Annotated in this window: 16 protein-coding genes; 3 read left to right on the top strand and 13 right to left on the bottom strand. The window is 70.8% G+C overall.

Features of this window, described 5'->3' with window-relative positions; translation table 11 throughout:
• Positions 1 to 4 precede the first annotated feature (4 nt).
• From soxB to soxC, 7 genes are all read right to left on the bottom strand, one after another.
• The gene (gene soxB, locus ACE3OU_RS10320; protein WP_374241477.1) at positions 5 to 1729 is read right to left on the bottom strand and encodes a thiosulfohydrolase SoxB; all 1725 of its coding nucleotides are present in this window, start codon (positions 1727 to 1729) and stop codon (positions 5 to 7) included.
• Between the two features lie 24 nt (positions 1730 to 1753).
• Complete coding sequence (gene soxX / locus ACE3OU_RS10315) at positions 1754 to 2404, bottom strand: sulfur oxidation c-type cytochrome SoxX (RefSeq protein ID WP_374241476.1); 651 nt, start codon at positions 2402 to 2404, stop codon at positions 1754 to 1756.
• A 16-nt stretch (positions 2405 to 2420) separates the two neighbouring features.
• A complete protein-coding gene (soxA, locus tag ACE3OU_RS10310) occupies positions 2421 to 3227 on the bottom strand; it encodes a sulfur oxidation c-type cytochrome SoxA (protein WP_374241474.1) in 807 nt (268 codons plus the stop codon).
• Between the two features lie 102 nt (positions 3228 to 3329).
• Positions 3330 to 3641, bottom strand: a complete 312-nt coding sequence (gene soxZ / locus ACE3OU_RS10305; RefSeq protein WP_374241473.1) for a thiosulfate oxidation carrier complex protein SoxZ — start codon at positions 3639 to 3641, stop codon at positions 3330 to 3332.
• 33 nt (positions 3642 to 3674) lie between these two features.
• Positions 3675 to 4142: a thiosulfate oxidation carrier protein SoxY gene (gene soxY / locus ACE3OU_RS10300; RefSeq protein ID WP_374241472.1), complete on the bottom strand. Its 468-nt coding sequence runs from the start codon at positions 4140 to 4142 to the stop codon at positions 3675 to 3677.
• 25 nt (positions 4143 to 4167) lie between these two features.
• Entirely contained in the window at positions 4168 to 5247 is a 1080-nt protein-coding gene (locus tag ACE3OU_RS10295) for a c-type cytochrome (protein ID WP_374241471.1), read from the bottom strand.
• Positions 5231 to 6577: a sulfite dehydrogenase gene (gene soxC / locus ACE3OU_RS10290; protein ID WP_374241470.1), complete on the bottom strand. Its 1347-nt coding sequence runs from the start codon at positions 6575 to 6577 to the stop codon at positions 5231 to 5233. The genes ACE3OU_RS10295 and soxC overlap by 17 nt, the downstream gene beginning before the upstream one ends.
• A 290-nt stretch (positions 6578 to 6867) precedes the next feature.
• On the opposite strand from soxC, the gene ACE3OU_RS10285 reads away from it, so the two are divergent.
• Entirely contained in the window at positions 6868 to 7182 is a 315-nt protein-coding gene (locus ACE3OU_RS10285; RefSeq protein WP_374241469.1) for a cytochrome c, read from the top strand.
• A gap of 13 nt (positions 7183 to 7195) precedes the next feature.
• The gene (locus tag ACE3OU_RS10280; RefSeq protein WP_374241468.1) at positions 7196 to 8473 is read left to right on the top strand and encodes an FCSD flavin-binding domain-containing protein; all 1278 of its coding nucleotides are present in this window, start codon (positions 7196 to 7198) and stop codon (positions 8471 to 8473) included.
• Positions 8474 to 8858: 385 nt separating this feature from the next.
• On the opposite strand, the gene ACE3OU_RS10275 is transcribed toward ACE3OU_RS10280, so the two are convergent.
• A complete protein-coding gene (locus ACE3OU_RS10275; RefSeq protein WP_374241467.1) occupies positions 8859 to 9518 on the bottom strand; it encodes a phosphoribosyltransferase in 660 nt (219 codons plus the stop codon).
• 105 nt (positions 9519 to 9623) lie between these two features.
• Positions 9624 to 9905 carry a universal stress protein gene (locus tag ACE3OU_RS10270; protein ID WP_374241466.1) on the bottom strand — a complete coding sequence of 94 codons (282 nt, stop codon included), beginning with the start codon at positions 9903 to 9905 and terminating at the stop codon, positions 9624 to 9626.
• 56 nt (positions 9906 to 9961) lie between these two features.
• Between ACE3OU_RS10270 and ACE3OU_RS10265 the strand changes: the two genes are divergently transcribed.
• Entirely contained in the window at positions 9962 to 10117 is a 156-nt protein-coding gene (locus tag ACE3OU_RS10265) for a hypothetical protein (RefSeq protein ID WP_374241465.1), read from the top strand.
• 87 nt (positions 10118 to 10204) lie between these two features.
• Here the strand turns inward: ACE3OU_RS10265 and ACE3OU_RS10260 are convergent, their stop codons facing one another.
• From ACE3OU_RS10260 to ACE3OU_RS10245, 4 genes are all read right to left on the bottom strand, one after another.
• Positions 10205 to 12493 carry a methyl-accepting chemotaxis protein gene (locus ACE3OU_RS10260; RefSeq protein ID WP_374241464.1) on the bottom strand — a complete coding sequence of 763 codons (2289 nt, stop codon included), beginning with the start codon at positions 12491 to 12493 and terminating at the stop codon, positions 10205 to 10207.
• A gap of 178 nt (positions 12494 to 12671) precedes the next feature.
• Complete coding sequence (locus ACE3OU_RS10255; protein ID WP_374241463.1) at positions 12672 to 15413, bottom strand: Hsp70 family protein; 2742 nt, start codon at positions 15411 to 15413, stop codon at positions 12672 to 12674.
• Between the two features lie 30 nt (positions 15414 to 15443).
• Positions 15444 to 17282 carry an Hsp70 family protein gene (locus ACE3OU_RS10250; protein WP_374241462.1) on the bottom strand — a complete coding sequence of 613 codons (1839 nt, stop codon included), beginning with the start codon at positions 17280 to 17282 and terminating at the stop codon, positions 15444 to 15446.
• Positions 17279 to 17875, bottom strand: coding sequence for a DUF2760 domain-containing protein (locus tag ACE3OU_RS10245; protein WP_374241461.1), 597 nt, complete (start codon positions 17873 to 17875; stop codon positions 17279 to 17281). The genes ACE3OU_RS10250 and ACE3OU_RS10245 overlap by 4 nt, the downstream gene beginning before the upstream one ends.
• Positions 17876 to 18111 lie beyond the last annotated feature (236 nt).

Genomic DNA, 18111 nt, shown 5'->3' with positions numbered 1-18111 from the left:
CTCCTCAGGCCATGCCGGGGTTGCCTGCCATGCCCTTGAGGGTGGGCAGGTTGAGGGCCCGCGGGCGGACCACCTTCTGGGCCTTGAGGTAGCGGGCCACCAGATCCCACACCGCTTCGCCGCCGGCCTTGGCGGCCTCTTCGGAGACCGGCGCCCAGCCGGCCACCTTGTAGGTCTTGCCGGCCTCGAGCGGCTTGCCGGCCAGGCGCATGTCGGTGATGCGGGCGCCCATCCGGGCGTTGGGATCGCAGGCGTACTGCAGCCCGCCGACGCGCACCATGTCGCCCCCTTGCTGGTAGTAGGGGTCGGGGTTGAAGAGGTTGTCGCAGACGTCCTCGAGCACGGTCTTGATCTGCTCGCCGGTCATCATCGATACCGTGGTCCACGGGTAGGTGATGGCGGTCTGGTCGAGGAGATGTTCCATCCGGATGGTGTCGCCCGGCAGCAGGCTGGTGCCCCAGCGGAAGCCCGGCGAGAAGGCGATCTCGGCGTTCTTCTCGGCCAGCAGTGCGTCGAGGATGAGCTGGTCCCAGGCGCCGTTGAAGTTGCCGCGGCGGTAGAGCAGCCCCTCGGTGACGGCGAGCTTCTCGTTCAGCTTGCCCTCGAAGGGGGCGCGCATCTTGCGGATCAGCGCGTCCATCGCCGGGTCGGCGGGGATCAGGTTGGCGAACACCGGCAGCAGCTTGTAGCGGAAGTCGACGACCTTACCCCCCTTCACGTCGAGGTCGAGCACGCCCAGATACTTGCCGTTGGAGCCGGCGTTGGTGACGAGCGTCTGGCCGCCGGCGTTCTTGACGATCACCGGCGCTGGCACGCCATCGTGGGTGTGGCCGCCGAGGATGGCGTCCACCCCGCGCACGCGGCTGGCCATCTTGAGGTCCACGTCCATGCCGTTGTGGGACAGCACCACCACCACCTGGGCGCCGGCGGCGCGGGCCTCGTCGACCACCTTTTGCAGGTTGTCGTCCTGGATGCCGTAGCTCCAGTTGGGCACCTGCCAGCGCGGGTTGGCGATGGGCGTGTAGGGGAAGGCCTGGCCGACGATGGCCACCGGCACGCCGTTGATGTTGCGGATCACGTAGGGCTTGAACACCGGGTCGCCAAAGTCGGCGGTCTTGATGTTCTGGGCGACGATGTCGACGCTGCCCTTGAAATCCTTCTCTTCGATCTCCTTGACCCGCGCCTCGCCGTAGGTGGCTTCCCAGTGGAGGGTCATCACATCCACGCCGAGCAGCTTGCAGGCGTCGACCATGTCCTGGGCCTGGGTCCACAGGCTGAGGCCGGAGCCCTGCCAGGTGTCGCCGCCGTCGAGCAGCAGCGCGCCGGGCCGGCTGGCCTTGAGCTGCTTGACGAGGGTGGCCAGATGGGCGAAGCCGCCGACCTTGCCGTAGGTCTTGGCGGCCTTCACGAAGTCGAGGTAGGTGAAGGCGTGGGCCTCGGGCGTGCCCGGGCGGATGCCGAAGTGGCGCAGCAGGTGCTCGCCCACCAGGTGCGGCACCCGGCCGGCCATGGGGCCGATGCCGAGGTTGACGTCCGGCTCGCGGAAGTGGATCGGCAGCAGCTGGGCGTGGCAGTCGGTCATGTGCAGCAGGCTGACCTGGCCGAAGCGGGGCAGGTCGTACAGCCGCCCGGCGGCCTTCGCCGCCTCGGACGGGTTGCTGTGCAGCGCCAGGCCGCCGGCCGCGGCGACGGCCAGCACCTGGAGGAAATCCCGGCGGTTCATGGACATGCGGTGGTCTCCGTGGTCAGGATCTCAATCCTTGTTGACCGGCGATTCCGGGTCGACGAGGAAGGCGACGATGTGGGTGATCTGCTCCGGCGTCAGCCAGTTGTGCAGCCCGAAGCGGGGCATGTTGGTGCACGCGGTGAAGGCGTTGGAGTTGTAGATCTTGTCATAGGCGTATTTGACGATCTCGTCGCTGTTGCCGCGCAGCTTGCCGAAGTGCTGCAGGCTGGGCCCGATGGTGCCGTAGGCGACTTCCTTCTGGGCGAGCTGGTGGCAGGCGTAGCAGTTGCCGCCGCGCACCCGGCCCGGCGGGTCGGGCTGGATGAAGCCGATGTGGCCGCCGGTGCCGACGGCCGCCAGCTTCTCGCCTTCCTTCCAGTCGCCGATCAGCTTGCCGTCCACGGGGTAGCGGATCGTGGCGGCCTGGGCTTTCTCGATCTGCGCGCGCACCTTGGCCGGCGGGTTGTCGCGGTACTGGCTGCACAGGCGCATGGCCTCGTCCTGGTCGAGGCGGGTCATCCAGTACCTGGGGTTGTCGGCGCGGAAGGCGCTGCGGAAGACCTGCTCGGCCTGGGCCGCGATGGTGTTGTTGGGGGGGCTCTTCTGGGCCTGGGCGAGGCCGGGGAGCAGGGCGAGGCCGGCGGCGGCCAGGGCGAGGCGGGTGAGGCGGGCTTTCATGGCGCTCGTCCTTTCGTCAGCGTTTGATGCCGGGGGTCTGCATCACGGTGCCGGTGGCGGTCTTCTGCAGGAAGACTTCGAGGGCGATGATGGAGTCGGACAGGTAGCTCGGCTCGGGCCAGCGGGCCTGGCGCATGCAGTCGATCAGGCGGCGCTGCATGGTCCACACGGCCCCCTGGGAGACGCGGTAGGACGGCCAGTTGCCCATCGCGGTGCCGGCGCCGGCCTGGGTGGTGAGGTTGCCGAGCTCCTGCAGGCGGATGCGCTTGCCCTCCTGGCCGTGGCAGATCGCGCAGGAGAAATCCTGCGGGCCGCTGCGGCGGTAGAAGATGTGTTCGCCGATCGCCGCCATGCGCGCCTCTTCGGGGTGGCGGGCCGGCACGTTGATCTTCTGGCCGTTGGACTGGGCCCCGATGTAGGTGATCAGCGCCTCGATGTCGGAATCGCGGCCGGGTTTGGAATACCAGTTCTTGGTGGCTTCTTCCTGGGTGAAGCCTTGCAGGCTCACCATGCAGTGCACCAGGCGGGATTCGGCGTCCATCACCTTTTTGGTGTCGGCGAAGTAGCGGGGCAGCTGGGCGTAGGCGCCCTCGAGCTTGCCGGGGCCGAGGCCCATGTCGCATTGCTCCAGGCTGGCGTTCTTCGGGCCGCGGGCTTTCTTCCACAGCCCCTCGCCCTTGACCTCGAGCAGCTCGGCGGGGTTGCCGTCGGCCAGCATCTCGCGATATCTGGCGATCTCGTCCATCGTCGAGCCCTGGGCCAGCGCGGCCCCGGCGAGCCCGAGCGTTGCTGCGGCCAGCGCCGCGCGCACGATGCTATGCATGTGTATCTCCTCCTTTGTGGGGTGCTGCCGCCGTCTTGGGGGTGCGGACGGTCTGTGCTGCAGCGCGGCGCGTCGGCGGGGCAGGGCGCCCCGCCGCCGGCCTCAGGCGATCTGGACTTCGTCGGTCCGCTTGTCGCCCTTGTTGTCGACCCAGCTCACCGCCAGCTTGTCGCCCTTGGCGCCGCCCTTGAACTTGAAGGCCAGGTAGGGGTTCTTCGACACCGCGGTGCCAAACTGCGCGGCCAGCACCTGGCGGCCGTTGTGCTCGGCGCTCACCTCGGTGATGAAGTGGGCCGGCACCAGGGCGCCATTGGCGTCTTTGCGCTGGCCGGTTTCCATCTCGTGGCTCATCAGGATCTTCACTTCGGTGACGCCGTCCTTCGCGCTGGCGCGAATCTTCATCGGATCTGCCATTTTCTCTTCTCTCCTTGTTCGATTCGCGCCGGGTCAGCCGCCGCAGCCGCCGAGGGTGACCTTGATTTCCTTCTTGGCCATCAGGAACTGGCCGCCGACCTTGACCAGCGCATAGACGTCGGAGGTCTGGCCCATCTTGACCCGGGTCTGCACCGTGGCTTCGGTGCCAGCGGGCAGCACGAAGCTGGCGGCCAGTGGGTTGGGGTTCTTCTCGATGAGGATTGCGATGGCCTCGACGCCCGCCAGCGTGGACACCACACCCACCGGCACCACGGCGCCGTTTTCGGCGATGTCGGGGGCGGTGAGCTGGACGTCGGCCGAGTTGGCCGGCGTGCCGGCGCCGAGGGCCTTGAGGGTCTCCTCGACGGTCTTGGCGTCGAAGGCCGCCTTGTTCCATTCGGCGCGTGCCTGGCCTGGGGTGATCAGGCCGGCGGCGGCGAGGAGGCCGAGCAGGCCGAGGCCTCCACCGGCCTTGAGTGCTTCGCGGCGTTGCAGGTTCATGGGTCTCTCTCCTTGTGTGAGCGGGTTACTGCGCCTTGGCGCCAGATAGGATCCACTTGACGAGGCGGCGGGCATCCTCGTCCTTCAGCTGGGTTTGCGGCGGCATCGGGATGGCGCCCCAGACGCCCTGGCCGCCGGCCTTGAGCTTGGCGACGAGCTTGCCTTCGGCGTCGGCCTGGCCCTTGTATCGGGCGGCGACCTCGTTGTAGCCGGGGCCGACGATCTTGCTCGCGGTGCCGTGGCAGGCCATGCAGCCGTTGTCGGCGGCGAGCTTGGCCGCCGCGGCGTTGTCGCCCATGGGTGCCGCAGCGGCCGGTGCCGCCGCCTTGCCGCTGGTGTCCTTGCCGCGCACCGGGCCGACCGGCCGGTTCTGTTCGGCGATGTTGCCGTGGGCGGTCTCGGCATACACCGGCAGCAGCGAGGCGATCTTCACCTCCGTCTTGCAGTTGTTCATGCAGGCGGTGTTCTTGACGTCGGGCTTGCCGCCGTTGCCGATCCCGCCCCGGGCGGCCGCTGCGCCCGGCCACATGCCGTGGTCGGTGGTCATGCCGTTGCGGTTGGGCATGCGGGCCTGCACCTCGGCGATGTTCCTGTCGCTGAGGGTGAAGTCGGCGGGCACGATCTCGGCCTGGTTGAGCAGGTAGGCCACCAGCCCATACACCTCGTCATTGGTGAGCGACTTGGGCGCGGTGAGGGGCATCGCCCGGTTGATGTAGTCGAACAGGGTGGACACCGTGGCGACCTTCATGATCGCCGTGCGCTGGGGGGCGTCGCCCTTGGCCAGCGAGGCGACGCGGCCGGTCTTGATGTCGTCTTTCGTGGTGCCGCCGATCAGCGGGGTATGCACCTCGTTGGACTCGCCGAAGCTGCCGTGGCACGAGGCGCACTTGGCCTCCCAGACCTCTTCGCCTTGGGCGACGCTGCCGCTGCCCGGGCGCAGGCCCTTGAAGTCGGGGCGCACGTCGATGTCCCAGGCGTGGATCTCGGCCCGGGTGGCCGGGCGGCCGACGCCGTTGTACTTGCCCTCGGCGAAGGCACCGGCAGCGGCGCCCGCCAGCCCGACCGCCAGCAGCGTGGCCAGCGTGGTCTTAGAGAACCTGGACATTGCTCACCTCCCCGCTTTCGACGACCTTCCACGACTGGATGGCGTTGTTGTGATAGATCGACTTGGTGCCGCGCACCGCGCGCAGCTGGCCGTAGGTGGGCTGCACGTAGCCGGTTTCGTCCACCGCACGGGACTGCAGGATCGCCGGCTTGCCGTCCCACACCCAGTCGATGTTGAAGCGGGTCAGGCACTTGGAGAGCACCGGGCCCTCGAGGCGGGCGGGGCGCCAGTTGACGCCGCCGTCGGAGGACACATCGACACGCTTGATCCTGCCGCGCCCCGACCAGGCCAGCCCCGAGATGTTGTAGAAGCCCTTGTCGAGGAGCATCTGCCCGCCCGACGGGGTGGTGATCACCGACTTGCATTCCTGGATCGAGGTGTATTGGCGGTGCTTGCCGTCGGGCATCAGGTCGATGTAGTGGATGGCCTCGTCCTTGGTGGCCCAGGGCTGGTCGCCGACCTCGATGCGGCGCAGCCACTTGACCCAGCTGACGCCCTGCACGCCGGGCACCACCAGGCGCAGCGGGTAGCCGTTCTCGGGGCGCAGCATCTCGCCGTTCTGGCCGTAGGCCACCAGCACCTCGTCGGACTGCACGAGTTCGATGGGAATCGTGCGGGTCATCGACGAGCCGTCGGCGCCCTCGGCCAGCACGTACCTGGCCTTCTTCCAGTCGACGCCGCAGTCTTCGAGCAGCAGGCGCAGCGGCACGCCGGTGAACTCCGAGCACGACAGCATGCCGTGGCTGTACTGCACCGTGGGCACCGCCACGTTGCCCCACTCCATGCCGGTGTTGGCGCCGCATTCGATGAAGTGCATCCGCGACACCGGCGGCAGGCGCAGGATGTCGTCCATGGTGTAAACCTTGGGCTGCTTCACGAAGCCCTCGTCGGTGCCGTGCACCATCAGCCGGTGGCGCGACGGGTCGATGTCGCTCCAGCCCTGGTGGTGGCGCTCGAAGTGCAGCCCCGACGGGGTGATGATGCCGAACAGGCCCTGCAGCGGCGTGAAGGCCACCGAGACCTGGCTCATCCGCGTGAGGCCGGGCGATTCCCGGCGCTGCAGGCCTTTCTCGTATTGCGACGGCAGGCCGTAGGGGCGGGCGGCGACGGGCTGGCCCAGGCTGGTCGTCCAGGGCGGCAGGCTTAGGATGTTGGGGTCGCCGTCGGCGGCGCGGGCGAGGCCGGGGGCGGCCATGGCGGCGGAGGCGGTGACGAATGCCTTGCGCAGGAAATCACGTCGGCCTTCCTTGACCGCGGCGATGTCCGCCTCGCTCAGGAAGTTCTCGGGCGCAGGGCGGATCCGCCCCCGGTGGGTCGGGTGGTCAGCCATCTGGATTGTCTCCCTCGTTCCAGGTGTTGAAATTCGTGGGGTTTGCGGCGTCTGGGCGCCCGGCCTCGTGGTCTTGTCTGCCCCTTGATTTGGGTCAATTTATAATCATAATCTTATATAGTCAATCGCTAATATTTGTGCGGTGCACGAAACGGGTATCCGAAACAGATAATGATGAAAAATTGGTTTCGTGGTGCCCACGGCGGCTTGTGGAGGTAACATTCTGTGGAAAACAATAAAAAAGCCGCCCCATTCTGGCCGTCGTCTCGCCGCAACTCAGGAGGAACCCTATGAAAGTCTTGCAATGGTTTGCCGGCATCTGCCTGCTCGGCACCGTCGGTCTGGCCCAGGCGCAAACGCGGCCCGACCCCGATCTGGCCCGCAACCTCGCGGCCACCTGCGCCAACTGCCACGGCACCAATGGCCGGGCGGTGCCGGGGGCCGGCAACGAGGAACTCGCCGGCATCCCCAAGGACAAGCTCCTGCAGAAGCTGAGGGATTTCCGCTCCGGCGCCAAGCCCGCGACGATCATGCACCAGATCTCGAAGGGCTATACCGAAGCACAACTCGAACTCGTCGCGGCGTACTTCGCCGCTCAAAAGTGAGCGGGGGCCAGCCATGCTGAATCGACGCGATTTCCTGAAGACCGCCGGCCTCGCCGCCGGCACCCTGGCGCTGCCGGGTCTCTCCGGCTGCGCGCTGGGCTCCCGGCCCCGCGGCCACGTGGTGGTGGTGGGCGGCGGCTACGGCGGCGCGACCGTCGCCAAATACCTGCGCATGTGGAGCAGCCTGGGCGTGGATGTGACCCTCGTGGAGCGCAACCCGCAGTTCATCTCCTGCCCGATCTCCAACCTGGTGATCGGCGGCGACAAGACCCTGGCCGACATCACCCTGGGCTACGACGGCCTGCGCGACAAGTGGGGCGTCAAGGTGATCCACGACAGCGTGGTCGGTCTCGACGCGGGTGCCCGCAAGCTCACCCTGGCCTCGGGCGGTGTGCTCGGCTACGACCGGCTGGTGCTGTCGCCGGGCATCGAGTTCATGTTCGACCAGGTGCCGGGCCTCGAGACCGAGGCGTCCCGCGCCAGCGTGCTCCACGCCTGGAAGGCCGGTGCGCAGACGGTGGCGCTGCGCAAGCAGCTCGAGGACATGCCGGATGGCGGCGTGTACGCGCTGGCGATCCCCAAGGCGCCCTACCGCTGCCCGCCGGGGCCCTACGAGCGGGCCTGCCTGGTCGCCAACTACTTTAAAAAAGCCAAGTCGAAGTCCAAGGTGCTGGTGCTCGACGCCAACGAGGAGATCACCTCCAAGAAGGCGCTGTTCACCAAGGCCTTCGAGAAATACGCCGGCATCCTCGAGTATCGCCCCAACAGCGAGCTGCGCGAGGTCGATGCGGCCAGCCGTACGGCGATCCTCGAGTTCGACAAGGTCAAGGCCGACGTGCTCAACGTGGTGCCGCCCCAGCGCGCCGGCGACATCGCGGCCCGGTCGGGGCTCAAGCTCATCAACAATCGCTGGGTGGACATCGACTGGCTCAGCTTCGAGTCGGTCAACACCCCGGGCGTGCATGTGCTCGGTGACGCCATCTTCCCGGCGCCGACCATGCCCAAGTCCGGCCACATGGCCAACCAGCACGCCAAGGTGGCGGCGGCGGCGATCCTGCGCCTCCTTGCCGGCGAGGCGCCCAGCCAGACGCCGGTGGTCATGAACACCTGCTACAGCTTCGTGGATTCAAAGAACGTGATCCACGTGGCTTCGGTGCACCAGTACGACGAAGCCAAGAAGGTGCTGCTCCCCGTTCCCGGCTCCGGCGGGGTGTCGATGGCGGCCAACGAGCTCGAAGGCAAGTACGCCATGGCCTGGGCGCGCAACATCTGGGCCGACATGCTGGCGTGAGCTGACCGCGGGCGTTTCAACCGAGAAACGCTAGCTGGGCACGCCTGCTGGCGAGTCTCGGCGGGTGTCTGGCGCGAAGCGACAACGCGGCAGGCTCATGCCAGCAAGGCGGAGCGACAAAGCCAGGCGCCGGCGCAGGCGTGTAGCGCTCTCACCCTCCAGGTGAACCTCGGGGAAGGCACTATCAAAAGTGTTCATGCGGCTCTTGAAGTTGCGCTAAGCGGTCCACTGTCGTTTCCAGGCTTAACGCACACGGGCTCCCTGCGGGGAGCCCGTTTTCTTGGGTCCGAGGCTGTCCGCTGCCGGCCGCCCGGGCCGATGCGGTGCGCTACCCGCCAGCCCGGGGTGTCTCCGTGTGTGTCCCGGCCGTCTCCGCGCCGGCGCCTCAGCCGCCCACGTCCGGCGCCGGGGGCCCCGTTGCCTTGCCGTGACAGGCCCGCAGGCAGGCGACCACCTCGGCGTCCTCGACCTGGTCGAAATGCACGTAGAACTGCCCGACCGCCTGGAAGCCCCGCGGGGCGTGCAGGCACACCACCTCGTCCGCCAGGGGCTCGACCTTGTGCAGGCTGTCGGGGGCGCCGACCGGCACCGCGCAGATCAGCTTTTGCGGGCCCTGGGCGCGCACCGCCTGGAGCGCGGCGATCATCGTGGCGCCGGTGGCGAGGCCGTCGTCAACGATGATCACCACCCGGCCGTGCGGGTCGATCGGCGGATGCTCGGGGGAATACAGCGCCCGGCGCTCGCGCAGGCCTTGCAGCCGCCGGGCGCGCTCGGCCTTCAACCAGCCCTCGTCGGCCTCGGAGGGGTCGGATACGAAAAACCCGCCACCCTCGTCGATGGCGCCGATCGCGTATTCGGGGCTCCAGCGCGAACACAGCTTGTGCACCAGCACCACGTCGAGCTCGCCACCGAGTGCCTCGGACAGCGCCGCGCCCATCGGCACCGCGCCCCGTGGAATCGCCAGCACCAGCGGGTTCTGGCCGCGGTAGGCCGCCAGCGCGTCGGCCAGCCTGCGCGCCGCATCGATACGGTCTTTGAAGATCATCGCTGTCTCCCTGGCTGTGGCCGGCTGAATCACGCCAGCCTCACTTCCCATTGTGGCCTGCTGATCGCATCGCCGCCGCAAAACGTGGAGGCCGGGCGCAGGTGTTCAGCGGGAGACGAGCACCGGGATCGTCGAGTGGGTCAGCACCTTCTGGGTCTCGCTGCCCAGCAGCAGCGCCCTGACGCCGCGATAGCCGTGAGAGGCCATGAAGATCACGTCGGCGCCGATCCGGGTGGCGGCCTCGATGATGGCCGCGTAGGGCCCGGCGCCCCCAGGGCGAGGGGGGGCAGGCCACCCCCGCGGCCCGGGCGAGCCGTTCGCAGCGGTCGGGAACGGCCGCGGCCGCCGCCTCGGCGCTCTGGAATGCCCGCAGCGCGGCGCCGCCACTGATCGCGCTCACCCTCAGGTAACTCGTCGGGTAGCGCTGTTCGGTGCAGAAGAAGGTGACCTTGGCGCCGCTGTCGCGGGTGATGGCCCGGGGCAAGCCGCGCCGGGCCGACCCCGCCATCGTGATCCGGCAGCTCCATGCGTTGCTCGAAGCCAGGTTCATCGACCGCTTCCTGTTCCCGCCGCCTGAAGCTAGGAGATCCGCGGCGTGACCGTCCGGGCGATCGCGGTCTTGATGGCGGCCCATGGCCCGGAGCCGGGCGCCCGCGGGGCTTGACCCGTGCCGGCCGGCCGCCGTCTCAGCGCCGGAAGCGTGCGGCGGCGTCGGACAGGCCGGCCACCTGGGCCGCCAGATCGCCGGCGACATCCTCGACCTCGCGGGTCTGGCTGCCGATGGTCCCGGCCAGGTGGGCAACCGACTCCACCTTGCGGGCGATGTCGTGACCGGCGCGGCTCTGCTCGTCGGCGGCCCGGGCGATGTCTTCAACCGCGTCCACCGTCTGGGTGGAGCGCTGCTCGATGGCCGTCAGCGCGTCCTCGACCTGGCGCGAGCGGGTCGCGCTGTCGCGGGCCCGGTCGGAGGCTTCGACGATGTCGGCGGCGACGTTGCCCACCTGTTCGAGTAGCGAGGCGAGGATCGCGCTGATGTCGCTGGCCGAGCTCTTGGCCCGCTCGGCGAGCTTGCGCACCTCGTCGGCGACCACTGCGAAGCCGCGGCCGGCCTCGCCGGCGCGGGCCGCCTCGATGGCGGCGTTGAGGGCAAGGAGGTTGGTCTGATCGGCAATGCTCTGGATGGCGCCGGCGATGTCCTGCACCTTGTGACCGCGCTCGCCCAGGTCGCGCACCTTGTCGGCGGCGTCGGCCACCTTGGCGGCGGTGTTTTCCATGGCGCCGATGGTGTCGTGGACGGCCATCCGGCCCTCATCCACGGCGGCCCGGGTGTCGCGGGTCAGCGCCAGGGCGTGGGCGGCGTTGTGGGCCACCTGGTCGATGCTCGTCGACAGCTCCTCGGTGGCGGTCGACATGCCGCTGGTGGCCTCGCTCTGTTGGCCCATGGCGGCATCGACGCCGCGGATCAGGGCGCTGAGCTGTGCCGCGTTGCCCTCGACACCGCCCACGGTGGTCTGCACGCTGCCCATCAGCTGGCGCAGCGCGGCGCTGGCTTCGTTGAGGGCGCGGGCCATCATGTCGGCCTCGTGGCGGCTTTCCGGGTCGCAGGGCAGCTGGCGGCCCAGGTCGCCGGCGGCGAGGGCCTCGATGCCCTGCATCACCGGCTGCAGGCGCCGCAGGCTGGCCCAGATGTAGCCGCCGATCCCGGCGCACAGCAGCAGGCCGAAGCCCACGCTGAGGCCCAGCAGCAGGTTGCGCAGGGCCTCGCTGGCCGCGGTGAGTTCCCCGATCGCGGTGCTGCTGGCGACGATCCAGCCGAGTTCCTTCTGCTCCTTGAACATCGCGATCTTCTCGAGCTGCCGGCCGCTGGCGTCGATCCAGGTGTAGCGGTGCGTGCCGTTGCGTTCGGCGAGCTGCTTTTCGAGCTCCGGGCGGATTGTCTCGGCGTCGAGTTCGGAGACGCGCTTGCCTTCGTGCTGGGGGTGCATCAGCACGCGGCTCTCCTTGGTGTCGCCGCTGGGCGGGGCCAGCACGTAGAGGTAGCCGCTGCTCCCGACGGCGATGTTGCGCAGACGGTCCTTCAGCATGGTCACGTTGGCCTCGGCGTCGAGACGCACGGTGATCGCGCCGATCACCTTGCCGTCGGCGCCCAGCACCGGCTTGGCACCCAGCACGTAGAGGCGGCCGCCGCGTTCCAGGGTGCCGGTGTAGGTCTCGCCGCGCAGCAGCGTGGCCACGTAGCTGTCCTTGATCACCTCGCCGACCCGATACTTGCCGTCGGCGTCCTTGAGCAGGGTCGAGGCCCGGTAGAAGGTGTCACCTTCGCGCACCAGAAAGGCGGCATCGACGGCGTTGCGCTTGCGGTAGGCCTCGAGGAACTCCGGATTGTTGCTGCCTTCGAGGTCGCCGAAGCGCAGGCGCGGGAGCTCCAGCTTGCCGGTGGCCACCGGGGCGCCGAGGCTGGCCTTGCCGGGCAGCTCGTGTTCGAGCAGCGTGAGCTGGTCGCGGGCGCGGGTCTTGAGGGCGTCCTGGGCGTAGTCGAGCATCGTGACGACCAGGTCGAGCTGGGTGCGCATGCCGAGTTCCGCCTGTTCCACGGCACTCTGGCGCGATTGCTGGACGGTGATGGCGAGCAGGATGCCGAAGGCGAGGGTGACGGCGAGGGCGGTCCCGGCGAGCAGGCGCTGGGTGAGGCTGAGGCGTTTGAACATGGCGGACGGGCTTCGGTCGGGGATCGGGCAGCGGTGCACATGCATTGCACCACCGGGTAGCTCGATTACGTCACGCCGGCCCGATTCTTGACTCCCGGAGCCTGGGCTGGTGGTCTGATCGCCTCCGAAGCCCTTGCTGCCGGTGGGGCTGGTGGCCACCGCTGGGTGGCAGGGCGCCCAGGGTGCCCGGCTGCTGATCATGGCGGCGCGCCGGGTGGCCGCGTCGGTGTGGATCACCGCAGGCTTGTCGAGGTTCGCGGTGACCATCGGGAGTCCGGGGCCCCGCGCGTGCTCGCAGATCGCCTGCGCCCGGGTGAGAAGGGCCGGCGCTTCGGTGTTGCCGCCCCGCGCGCGGAGTGTGGGCGCGCGGTCGTCCAGGGGTTGGGCGAGGGCGGGATGGGCGGGCTCCAGGGCTTTGCGCCCGGATCTGCCCGGCCCCGGTGCTTCAGTCGATCAGCCGCAGCCCGGGGGGCAGGGCCTCGCCGAAGCTGCGGCGCTGGTCGGCGTCGTCGAGCCGGCCGCCGTCGCGTACCAGGGCGATCCAGCTCGAAGGGGCGCGGCCGGCGGTGAGGCGGCGCACCACGGTGTCGCGCAGCTCGGGCGGCAGGTCGAGGCCGCGGTCGCCGGTGAGGCGGGCGATCTGGGCGGCGGCGAAGGCGGCCGGTTCGACGCGCTTCCAGTCGAGGGCGAGGATCGCCTCGAGCCAGCCGGCGGCGATCTCGGCCGGCACCACCGTGTGGGCGCTGCCATAGAGCGGCCGGCGGGCGCCGACGCGGCCCAGGGCCCACCAGGTGTGGGGCTTCTCGGCCGGGCGCTGGAGGCGCTCCAGCAGCCACTTGCCGACCTCGATGCGGTGCATCGCCGGTACTTTCTCGAGGGACGCGGCGAGGCGCACCATGTCGTCGTAGCTGTCGAGGGCGCGGTTGCGCTTGCTGGACTCCAGGGTTTCCAGGTGGCCGGCCAGCACCTCAAGGATCGCCAGCTGGGCGGCCTCGGGCAGGCCGCCGGCGGCGCGGCGCCAGAGGGTCCACCATTCGGACCAGTTGCGCCCCTCCTGCTGGTACTGGATGCCCTGGACGAACAGGCTGAACAATTGCTCGACGCGCCACTCGTCGAGGGCCGCGCCGAGGCCGGGGCGCAGGGTGTAGCCGGCCAGGTTGAGCCAGCTGCGCTCGTGTTCGGCGGAGCGGCGGCGCCGGCCGGCGCGTTCCATCAGCGCGTCGAAGAGGGCGCGCAGCAGCGGCAGGTCCCAGTCTTCCCGGGGGCCCAGCAGGCGTTCGAGGCGCGCGCGCAGGCCGCGTACCTCGCGGGCGTCCACGCCCTTGGCCTGCCCGCCGAAGACCCGCTCGATCTCGGCCAGCGCCGCCGGCAGGCGGGGGTGTTCCGCCGCCGTGGGCTCGGCCGGCTGGCTGGCCGCGTCGCCCCGCAGCTGGAAGGCCAGCAGCCAGCGCCGGCCGTCGGCGCTGACGCAGTGCATCTCGAGGGTGCCGACCTCGGTCATCGTGGCGGTGAGCTGCACCGTCACGTCGCGCTGGCCGGTGCCCTCGGCGGCGGGCAAGACGGTGGCAATCGGCGGCAGGCGGATGAAGCCATCGCCCAGCGCCTCGACCAGCTCGCCGGCCTGCCAGGGCGTGTCGCCCACCGACGAGACGAGCTGGAAATGCACCGCCTGGCCGAGGCGCAGCGCGAAGCTGCGGCCGGGCAGCTGCACCTCGTGGCCGGCTTCGGTGCCGCGGGGCAGCACGCACACGCCGCGGCTGCCCGCGTCGTCCAGGAGCAAAAAGTAGCTGCGCGCCGAGCCGCCGCCGATGGCCGGCCCGCTGCCATGGCTGCGCGCCAGCCCCCAGGCCACCGCGCCACGGGCGACGGCCAGATCTGGCGCGTCGTTGTGGAGCACCCGCAGCGGGGCGCCGCGCCAGCGGGCGAGGGTCTCCTCGAGCCTGCGCGTGATCGGCCCGGCGCGGAACACGCCGCCGTTGAGCAGCAGGGTGTCGGGCAGCGGCAGGCTGCCGTCGCCCGGCGCCGCATCGCCCAGGGCGGCCCGCGCCGCGGCGGCGTGGCGCTGCAGGAAGGCGGCCAGATGGCGGGTGATCGCCGCATCGGCCGGGTAGGGCAGGCCGAATTCGACGATGCCGGCGCGCCGCCTTTGCGGCTGCGCGTCGGCCTCGACCGGGGGCAGGAAGCCGTCCACGACGAGTTGCTCGATCTCGGCCCGGGTCAGCTCGATGGAGCGTGCCGCGCCGATCAGCCGGGTGCCGCCGCCGAGCAGCGTGAGGGTGACCCGCTCCGGCGCGCCGGGGGCCAGCAGCTGCTCCTTGGCGGCACGGCAGCGCTGGACGAGCTGGGAGAAGCGGGCCGCCGACAGGCGCTCGCCGCCGCCCAGGCGCTGCTCGGCCAGGTGGGCGAGGGCCAGGTCCATGTTGTCGCCGCCCAGCATCAGGTGGTCGCCGACGCCGATGCGGGTGAGCTTGGGCGGGCCGCCGTCGGAGGCGGGCTCGACCTGCACCAGGGTGAGGTCGGTGGTGCCGCCGCCCACGTCGCACACCAGCACCAGCCGGGCCTCGGCGAGTTCGGCGGCGAGGGTGTCACGGTGGCGGAAGATCCAGTCCTGGAAGGCGGCCTGGGGCTCCTCGATGAGGCGCAGGCGGGGCAGGCCGGCGAGGCGGGCGGCCTCGACGGTGAGGGCCCGGGCGCCTTCGTCGAAGGAGGCCGGGATGGTGAGCACGAGGTCCTGCTCGGCCAGCGGGTGGCTCGCAAACTGGGCGTCCCAGGCCGCCCGCACGTGGGCCAGGTAGCTGGCGCTGGCGGCGAGGGGCGACACCCGGGCGACGTCGTCCGGGGCGCCCCAGGGCAGGATCGCCGCGCTGCGGTCGACGCCCGGGTGGGACAGCCAGCTCTTGGCGCTGGCCACCAGCCGGCCCGGCACCTGGGCGCCGAGGTCGCGGGCGTAGCTGCCGATCACCGTGTCGCTCTCGCTACCGGCCCAGGGCAGCGCGAGGGAGGCCGGGTCGAGCTCTCCGGCGGCCGGGTGGTAGCGCACCGAGGGCAGCAGCGGCCGCGCGGCGACCTCGCCGGGGCCGACCAGCTGGGGGATCTCCAGCAGCCGGACGGCCTCGCTCCCCGCCGCCGCATAGGCGACGACGGTGTGGCTGGTGCCCAGGTCGATGCCGACCAGGTAGCGGCTCATGGCGGTGCCTGCGCTGCCCATAGCCGGCCGTCAGGCCTGGCCGCGCACGTCGAACTCGACCTTCCAGCGCTCGCTGCCGCCCACCGGCAGGGCTTCGAGCTGGAGGGTGCCGGTCTCGGTGATGCGGGCGTGCAGGTGCACCGGCACGATGTCGCCGGCGCGGCGGCCCTCGGCGGGCAGGCTGGCCTCGATCTCCTCGAGTTCCTGCAGCTCGTCCGGCGCCCAGAAGTCGAGCAAGGTGCCGACCTGGTCGTGGCGGCGCACCGACGAGCCGAAGAAGCGGAAGCGCACCGGCTCGCCCACCACCAGCCCGAACTGCTGGGGCGGCAGTTCGGCCTCGGAGCCTTCCTCCATGCCGAAGGGGGCGAGGCACAGGGCCTGCACCGGCGGTTCCATGCCGGGGATGGCGGGCATCGCCGACTCGACCGCCACGTAGTAGGCCTGGGCCGTGCCGCCGCGGATGCGCACCCCGCGGCCGCGCCGCACGTAGCCGTAGTAGGCCGCGCCGCGGGCCACCGCCAGGTCGAGGTCGGTGCCGCCGAGCAGCCGCGCCGGGGCGGCGCCCTCGGCGGCCAGCCAGCGGTTGATGAGATCCATCACCCGCCCGGCGACGAGGCCGGACTTGAGCACGCCGCCGTTGAAGAGCACCGCGGTGGGGTGCAGGAAGCTCGCCTCGCCAGCCGCTTCGGCGAAGCCTTCGAGCTCGGCGGTGGCGCCGCGCTGGCGGCTCAGGAAGGCGCCCAGGTGGCGGGTGATTGCCGCGTCCTGGGCGTAGGGCAGGCCGAGCTGGGTGAGGCCGCCGCGGGCGCGGCTGAGGGGCGCGTCGGAGACGGCCACCTCGGGGAAAAAGCCGTCGAGCAGGCTGCGGGTGAGCTCGTCGCGGGTGACCTCGGTGCGGATGCTGCCGCCGATGAGCCGGGAGCCGCGGCTCGGCACGACCACCGGCACCGCGTCGATGCTGGCGTCGCCGAGCAGGGTTTCCTTGGCCACGCGGCAGGCGTGGGCGAGGGCGCGGGTCTGCCACGGGTCGAGGGTGGTGCCCTGGCCGGCGAGCTTGCGCGCCACGCCGTAGGCGAGGGCCAGGTCCATGTTGTCGCCGCCGAGGAGGATGTGCTCGCCGACCGCGACCCGGTGCAGCTCGAGGTTGCCATCGCGCTCCAGCACGGCGATCAGCGACAGGTCGGTGGTGCCGCCGCCGACGTCCACCACCAGGATGATGTCGCCCTTCTTCACCTCTTTGCGCCACTCGCCGGCGCTGTGCTGGATCCAGCTGTACAGCGCGGCCTGGGGCTCTTCGAGCAGGGTGATGCTGCCGTAGCCGGCGGCCCGGGCAGCTTCGGCGGTGAGTTCGCGGGCGGCCGGGTCGAAGGAGGCGGGGATCGTCACGGTGACGTCCTGCTCCGCAAAGGGGGCCTCCGGGTGGGCGGCGTTCCAGGCGTCGCGCAGGTGCGACAGGTAGCGGATCGAGGCGGTCAGCGGCGAGATGCGCGCTACTTCGGGCGGCGCCTCGGCGGGCAGGATCGCCGCGCGGCGGTCGACGCCCGGGTGGCACAGCCAGCTCTTGGCGCTGGCCACCAGGCGGATCGGCGTGGCGGCGCCGCGGGTGCGGGCGAACTCGCCGGTGGCAAAGTCCTGGCCGGTGGCCCAGGGCAGCGCCAGGTCACCGGGAGCCAGCTCGCTCTCGTGGGGCAGGTAGAGGAAGGAGGGGAGCAGCGGCCGCGCCTCGACGGCGCCGGGGCCGGTGAGCTGCGGGATGGCCAGCACCTGCTGGGCCGCCTGCTCGCCGTCGCTGGCGGTCACGTCCACGTAGGAGAGGGCGCAGTGGGTGGTGCCCAGATCGATCCCGATGGCGTAGCGGGGGGCGCTCACAGCTCCACCTCGGCCTGGGCGACGATGGCCGCGTCGTGGCCGGCGGCGAGCTGGGGCAGGCGGGTGTCGGTGACGCGCCAGCCGCGGTGGCTGAGGGTGCCGGTGAAGGGGGCCTTGCCCACCACGTTGCCGGTGACGCGTACCGCGGCGGCGTCGAAGCCTTCGGGCAGGGTGATCCGGCTGCCTTCATTCTCGGCGCGCAGGGGCTGGATGCTGAAGTGCTCGCGCAGTACCTTGCGGCAGCCTTCGTGCACCACCCGCGCGGCGGCGCCGATGTCGGCGTCGGAGTAGGCCTTGACGTCCTCCTCGATGAAGTCGATGAAGCGGGCGTCCCGCTGCAGCAGGCCGAGGAGCTGCAGCGCGGCCTCGTGGGGGGCTGTGCGGAGCTGGGGTGCCGGGGCGGCGGCAGGGGCCGGCGCGGGCGCGGGTTCGGGCGCGGTCACGGTGACCGGCGCCGGGGCGGGCTGGGGCGTTGGGGCGGGTTCGGCGACGCCGTCGCGCAGGTCGCGGAGGCGGGCGGCCAGCGCGGGCTGGAACAGCACGGAGACGGCGAGGGCGAGCCGGCTCAGCAGGGACGGGTTGGGTCGGGTCATGGGAGTTCCTTGTGTCGTCTCGGGCGCGATCGCAGGACCGCGGAGGGATGGCCGGCGCGATGGGCCGGCGTGTCTCGGGCCGCAGGGGGCGCGGCGCGGGGCCGCTCGCAGCGTAAAGGCTGAATCTTACCGGTCTGCGGGCCGCGCGTTAACCGGGCGGAGGGGCTGGGACGGCAGGGCGGGGCGGCGGCTGGACCAGAAAAAATGGCAGCCTTGTATTCCATTCGGCGTGAACT

The sequence above is a fragment of the Zoogloea sp. genome (genome assembly GCF_041908905.1).
GTDB lineage: Bacteria > Pseudomonadota > Gammaproteobacteria > Burkholderiales > Rhodocyclaceae > Zoogloea.
This window is presented reverse-complemented; position numbering and strand designations above follow the sequence as displayed.